At 44.5% G+C, this 5,916-nt stretch carries 6 protein-coding genes; 3 read left to right on the forward strand and 3 right to left on the reverse strand.

Translation table 11 applies throughout. The annotated features are described in order from the left end of the window. Positions 1-244 precede the first annotated feature (244 nt). Positions 245-1,315 carry a YheT family hydrolase gene (locus IM322_RS14940; protein WP_287713249.1) on the forward strand — a complete coding sequence of 357 codons (1,071 nt, stop codon included), beginning with the start codon at positions 245-247 and terminating at the stop codon, positions 1,313-1,315. A 399-nt stretch (positions 1,316-1,714) separates the two neighbouring features. Here IM322_RS14940 and IM322_RS14945 read toward each other — a convergent pair whose 3' ends face one another. After that, positions 1,715-2,734 (reverse strand): carbohydrate kinase family protein, encoded by a 1,020-nt coding sequence (locus IM322_RS14945; protein ID WP_287675840.1) that lies wholly within the window; start codon positions 2,732-2,734, stop codon positions 1,715-1,717. A gap of 342 nt (positions 2,735-3,076) precedes the next feature. On the opposite strand from IM322_RS14945, the gene IM322_RS14950 reads away from it, so the two are divergent. Beyond that, positions 3,077-3,547, forward strand: coding sequence for a GNAT family N-acetyltransferase (locus IM322_RS14950; protein WP_287675841.1), 471 nt, complete (start codon positions 3,077-3,079; stop codon positions 3,545-3,547). Here the strand turns inward: IM322_RS14950 and IM322_RS14955 are convergent. Next, a complete protein-coding gene (locus tag IM322_RS14955; RefSeq protein WP_287675842.1) occupies positions 3,483-4,340 on the reverse strand; it encodes a sensor histidine kinase in 858 nt (285 codons plus the stop codon). The genes IM322_RS14950 and IM322_RS14955 overlap by 65 nt on opposite strands. Further along, a complete protein-coding gene (locus IM322_RS14960) occupies positions 4,295-4,882 on the reverse strand; it encodes an L-threonylcarbamoyladenylate synthase (protein WP_287675843.1) in 588 nt (195 codons plus the stop codon). The genes IM322_RS14955 and IM322_RS14960 overlap by 46 nt, the downstream gene beginning before the upstream one ends. Before the next feature lie 311 nt (positions 4,883-5,193). Here IM322_RS14960 and IM322_RS14965 point away from each other — a divergent pair, with 311 nt between their 5' ends. After that, positions 5,194-5,721, forward strand: a complete 528-nt coding sequence (locus IM322_RS14965) for a GIY-YIG nuclease family protein (protein WP_287675844.1) — start codon at positions 5,194-5,196, stop codon at positions 5,719-5,721. Positions 5,722-5,916 lie beyond the last annotated feature (195 nt).

Below are 5,916 nucleotides of genomic sequence, written 5' to 3' on the forward strand. Positions count from 1 at the left end.
ACAAGTCGAAAAAATCTCATGTTCAACCTTATTTCCTAGAAAGTTTTACTCGTTCAAGGCCGAATTTGAAGTCTTTTCTGAACGAAACCCCCTACTATCTGTGGTCAAGGTTCAGTTTTTAGCTTGGTTATCGCTTTTTCTATTGTAGCTTAAAGCCGTCGTAAAACGACGGGGTTTTAACCCAAATTTTCGATAAGTTAATTTTTGTCTCCCCCTCTTGACTTTTTGATTCCCCTGTGCTGCTATGATTGCCCATCCTAGGACGAAGACTGATAATCTCACCTACACTCCGCCCCCATTGCTGAAAAACGGTTTTGCCATGACTCTCTATGTGTCCCTAAAAGCGCGAGAAACCTGGCAAAATACGATCGCTATTCCCGAACCAGTCTATCAAGAAACCATTTTCACCGGGGCCAATGCCGTCCCCATCTACGGGATTTTTTCCATTCCCCCACAAGCGAAGGGAACCATTATCGGGACCTACGGCATCACGGGAGACTTAGATAATCAATGGTTTTTAAGAATTTTAGGCAGAAAAGCCGTAGCGAGAAACTACGCAGTCGTCCTCTTCGATTGGCGCGCCCACGGTAAGACAGCCGAATTATCCCCGACTCTCACCTCCGATGGCATCTATGAAGGGCTAGATTTCATTCATATTGCCGCCCAAGCTCAAAAAATGGGCTGTCCTGCTCCTTTTTGGTTCACAGGTTACTCTCTGGGGGGACAATTGGCCCTGTGGGGAATTAAATCGGTAGAGAATCAGGAAGATATGGGGATCGATCCCGTCGATATCGGTGGTGGTGCGGTAATTTGTCCTAATTTAGACTCTAATCGTTCTTTATCCTATCTCGTCCAGGATCCCTGGGGGAAACATTTGGAAAAAGCGATCGCCAGGGAATTACGCAAGTTAGCCAAACGCATCCATCAAGCTCATCCCGATCATATCGATCCCCAAGCAATTACTCGCGCCACCACGATTGCCGGATTCGATCGAGAATTAGTGATTAAAAACTTAGGATTTAAGACAGTGCATGACTATTATGCCGCTAGTAGTCCCTTGCCCTTTCAACCCTATTTAACTAAACCCACTTTTATCCTCTACGCAGCCGATGATCCCCTCTTTTCCCCCGCAGTTATTCCCGATCTGCAAGCAGCGATCGCTGATAATCCCCACGTCGATCTACTCTTAACCAACCACGGTGGTCATGTGGGTTATATCAGCAGTTTATCCTGTCAGCGTCAGTGGGGCGATAGCGATCGCTGGTGGGCATGGAATCGGGTTTTAGACTGGTTTGACCAAAAAACTGGCAAATAATACTAAATCCGTTTTTAATCCTGTGATTAACTGCCGATCTAACTTTAAAAACCCAGTTATGGATTGTTTCCCCTCTATCCCCCATCCCCTATCCCCCATCCCCCATCCCCCATCCCTTCTCTCCTATACTTTTTAAACAGGATTTAGTATAATTTCTAGGAGTCATACTAAATCCGTTTTTAATCCTGTGATTAACTGCCGATCTAACTTTAAAAACCCAGTTATGGATTGTTTCCCCCCCATCCCCCATCCCTTCTCTCCTATACTTTTTAAACAGGATTTAGTATAATTTCTAGGAGTCATACTAAATCCGTTTTTAATCCTGTGATTAACTGCCGATCTAACTTTAAAAACCCAGTTATGGATTGTTTCCCCTCTATCCCCCATCCCCCATCCCTTCTATCCTATACTTTTTAAACAGGATTTAGTATCAAAGGCCGCTAGAAACTCCTCCACCTGTTCCCGATTCGGTTGGGATGCGATCGCTCCTGCCGCCCTTGTCACCATTGCCCCCACCGCACAGGCATAAATCACCGCATTACGCGCTAAATCGGCATTTTCCCCGATTTGATCGCCTCCAAGACTAGCACGAGCTAAAAAACCAGCTACAAAGCCATCTCCTGCCCCAGTTGTATCCACTACCTCCCCCAGAAAAGCCTCAACAGTGCCGCTATTTTCGCCTAAATGATATTTACAACCTTTTGCGCCGCCAGTAACCAGAATTGCACCTAAATTGGGGTATTGTGATGATATTCTGACGGGGGTATCAGTGCAAAATAACCATGCTGCTTCTTCCTCGCTACATTTGAGCAAATCGGCCTGGACGATAAAATCTCGAATCCGATCAGCAGCGGCCTCAAGATTAGGCCAAAAAACCGGCCGCCAGTTGATATCGATCAATACTTTCACCCCGTAAATTTTAGCTAATTCGAGGGCGCGCATCATCGCCGCTCTCGCCGGGGGATAGGCTAACCCTAGGGTTCCCATAACTAGATAATCGGCATTTTTAAAGATATTTTCGGCTAATAAGTCACCATTAAGGGCAGTATCGGCAAAATCCGTCGTTTTAATGCCGCCAAAACCCGCAAAATGTCTGTCTCCCCCAGCATCGCGGGTGACATAAACTTGTCGGGTGGGTAGGGTGGCATGATACTGTACACCAGTGGTATCGACTCCGAGAGCGTCTAGCAAGGCGATTAACTGTTCCCCTCGTTGATCTTTGCCCACACAACCGATAAAAGCCGAATTTATGCCCAATTTTCGCAATCCACAGGCCACGTTTGCCGGCGCACCCCCGGCATAGGTTGTCCAAGAAGTCACTTGCTCTATAGAGCGCTCGCTTTGATCGGCAATTAGATCAGAGAGGATTTCCCCTAAACAAATGACAGACACTGGCGAAGATCTTTGATGGTTAAGCATTGGTGTGGGAATTATAAATGATGAATTATGAATGATGAATTATGAAGTGGGGTAGTGGGGAAGTGGGGAAGCTGTCTCATCACCCTATCACCCCAAAACCCTATCACCCCAAAACCCTATCTCCTCCTGACTCCTGAACACTGACGACCGACTCCCGATCACTGATTAATGACTTGTCAAGAAATCACGATAAATCAACTAGAGATTATCTGAGGCATTGAGTATAATCAAACACATAGATAGATTAGGGGAAATTGCTCATAATCAGTCCGATCGAGCGTGAATCCTCTTTCTCGGAAAAATATCTTCTCCTATTTTTTAGTCTTAGACTAAGGAAATATCATGATTGATTGTAGTCAGATTCAGTTTGACGAGGATAAAAGCAAGATAGATCTATTGCAACTACGAGAATTATTTAATTTAACCGCATTTTGGGCAATCGATCGCCGTTTGGAAGATTTAGCAACCGCAATTGACTATAGTGATCCAGTGGTGACGGTGTGGAATGAGCGGCAATTAATTGGTTTTGCTCGGGCCACTTCCGACGGCATTTATCGGGCAACTATTTGGGATGTGATCGTTCATCCCGATTATCAGGGAGCGGGTTTAGGGCGTAAATTAGTAGAAACAGTCTTGGCCCATCCCCGAATAAATCGGGTGGAAAGAGTCTATTTGATGACTACTAATCAAGAAAATTTTTACCGGCGCATTGGTTTCCAAAGCAACGCCACCACGACGATGGTATTATTTAATCGTTATCCCGAGGAGTTTTCCTATCCGGCGATCGAGGTAAAGAAAAAACGATCCGTGTGAGCTTGTCCTGACTATTGTTATCGATTTGATCTAAGCTCATTTCCCCCCCCGATACTTCGATAATGCCTTTCGCTAACTGGAATTTAAGACCGGGAGAAAGACCGAGAGCTTGGGTAAATTGTTTGACTTCTTCTGGCTTTGATTCTAAACTCAAAGGAGAAATTTCTGGCATTTGCCAGAGAGCGATTTCCCCCGGAAATTCTAGGGTAATAGTGACTTTTTTCTCGCCAAGGGCGCTTACCGATATACAAATAGAGCCGCTCGCTAAGTTGGTGATCGCTGCATCGACGAGAAGGACAAGAGCGGAGGATAAACGTTGATAATCGGCAATAATAGCAATATCATCGGTTAAAGGGCTAAATTTAAGCTTAATATTGCTATTAGCTGCCTGTAAATAGGTTAAACTTGCCCAATCTTGCCAGAGTTTAGTTAAAGAAAAAATTTCTTGATCGAGAGGTATAGTACCAGACTCTAGTTTGGAGAGATTAATCATCTCATCGAGCATTGCCATCAGTTTACAGCCCGCCAGTTGCCCCTGGGCGATAAATTCCCTTTCTTCGGCCGGACTTTCACAAAGATCGGCGAGAATCAGTTGATGGAGACTGATCATACTGCTCAATGGCGATCGCAATTCGTGGGCAACCCGTCCCAAAAAACTGCTTTTGAGGTGATTAATTGCCACAGCCAGGTGATAAGCGAGGCGAGTTTGCTGTAATTCCCGTTTTAAAGCGTCAATATCGTCCATATTTACAGAAAAACTGCCCCTTGTCGTAAGACATCCCATCCTTGACATTGCCAACGCGCGACGGTGGAGGGTTGTCCACTATTGATTATTCCCCATGCTTGCCTTTCTGTGGGCGCTAACACCGTCACCGAGGGAAAAGTAGTCATAATCGCGGATGGAGTCAATAAAGGCTCTTGTCCTGACAGATTAGCACTTGTGGTCGCTAAAACACCAGTTCGACCAAGAATTTCTCGTGCGATCGCATGAGCGGGAACTCGGATACCAATCGTGCTAGGATTTTTAGGGTTAAGAGCTTTTGGTACTTTTTCAGAAGCAGGTAAAACCAAAGTTAGAGACCCAGGCCAGTGTTTTTCGGTCATTTGCTGCCAAATTTCCCTTTCTTCCTGATTTCCCTTGACATAATCCCATAAATCTGCTGCTGAGGCCGCCATGAGAATTAAGGGTTTATCAAAAGTCCGTTTTTTAGCGGCAAAAATCAGGGAAGAATAGGGGGGAGAAACCGCTAAAGCGGGAACTGTATCCGTGGGAAAAGAAACCACTTGACCACTTAGGGCCGCGTGAACAATTTCGTTAAGAGAACCAGTAGGCATTGAGAATTGATCATTTTTGGGGACTAATTTAGCCTAAAACTTTTTGGCACAATTTTAAAGGGTAAGCAGTTGATCAATATTAACTTTACTAACACTTGCTCCTAGTACCTCTTGTCAAAAACGGTCAACTTCTTACCCTTCCAGAATCAGAAAACGATCACACCGCCTCCATTAACCTTTAGGTTACTCCTGGGCAGATAAACTGTCAGTCTAACTGTTAATTTACCATAGTAGGTTAGCCACAGCCCGGAATATAAAATTCAAACTTAGGTATAATTTAGCTATCTCCAACCAATTAGCGACGATTAATTATGAATGAGTCTGATACTTTGGCTAATCTCGAACAGTTAGAATATATTCCCTACCTAGATGCCACGGGTAATATCTGTGCTGATTTCCAGGGGAAAATCGGGGTTTATGCCATTTTTGATCGAGAACAAGTCTTAGAGTTTGTCGGCTATTCTCGTGATATTTATCTCAGTTTAAAACAACATCTTGCCCGACAGCCCCAAGCTTGTTATTGGCTAAAAATACAGTTGATTGATCGTCCTAATCGGACTATTCTCGAATCGATTAAACAAGCTTGGCTAAGAGAAAGTCAGGCAGTAATCGGCAATGAAAAACTCTGGACAGAACCAATTGATGCTAAATTAACCATGACTGAGACAGAAAAAGAATTTTATCAAAGTGCTGACGAATTGGGGCAAATCAAGTTATTAAAACAGGTATCCAGACGAGTAGAAAACGATATTTTATCAACCCTAGAAAAACGGGGAGTACAGATGGAAATTCGTTTTAATCCCAAGTTAAAAGAACAGGGTTTGCTCGATTTAAAGTAAAAATTCCTAGGGGCGATCGATTCTCCAGACAAACCGCTTTGACATCCTCACCGCTGTAAACGGACGGTGATTCCCAAACCTCACGATTTAGGTTTCTGCTTCTTTCCCTTGCGGGGTTCCGCACCTGCCTTAACAGATTTACTCTGTTCTGGTCTTATGGTCGCTCTACAGACTGACACCGCAAGTCCTGCGGCC

Source organism: Microcystis sp. M109S1, assembly GCF_020247025.1.
GTDB lineage: Bacteria > Cyanobacteriota > Cyanobacteriia > Cyanobacteriales > Microcystaceae > Microcystis.

Excerpts from the sequence above, each read along its gene's own strand:
- IM322_RS14940 (WP_287713249.1), top strand. The coding sequence starts at position 245 with ATGATTGCCCATCCTAGGACGAAGACTGATAATCTCACCTACACTCCG.
- IM322_RS14945 (WP_287675840.1), bottom strand. The coding sequence starts at position 2,734 with ATGCTTAACCATCAAAGATCTTCGCCAGTGTCTGTCATTTGTTTAGGG.
- IM322_RS14950 (WP_287675841.1), top strand. The coding sequence starts at position 3,077 with ATGATTGATTGTAGTCAGATTCAGTTTGACGAGGATAAAAGCAAGATA.
- IM322_RS14955 (WP_287675842.1), bottom strand. The coding sequence starts at position 4,340 with ATGTCAAGGATGGGATGTCTTACGACAAGGGGCAGTTTTTCTGTAAAT.
- IM322_RS14960 (WP_287675843.1), bottom strand. The coding sequence starts at position 4,882 with ATGCCTACTGGTTCTCTTAACGAAATTGTTCACGCGGCCCTAAGTGGT.
- IM322_RS14965 (WP_287675844.1), top strand. The coding sequence starts at position 5,194 with ATGAATGAGTCTGATACTTTGGCTAATCTCGAACAGTTAGAATATATT.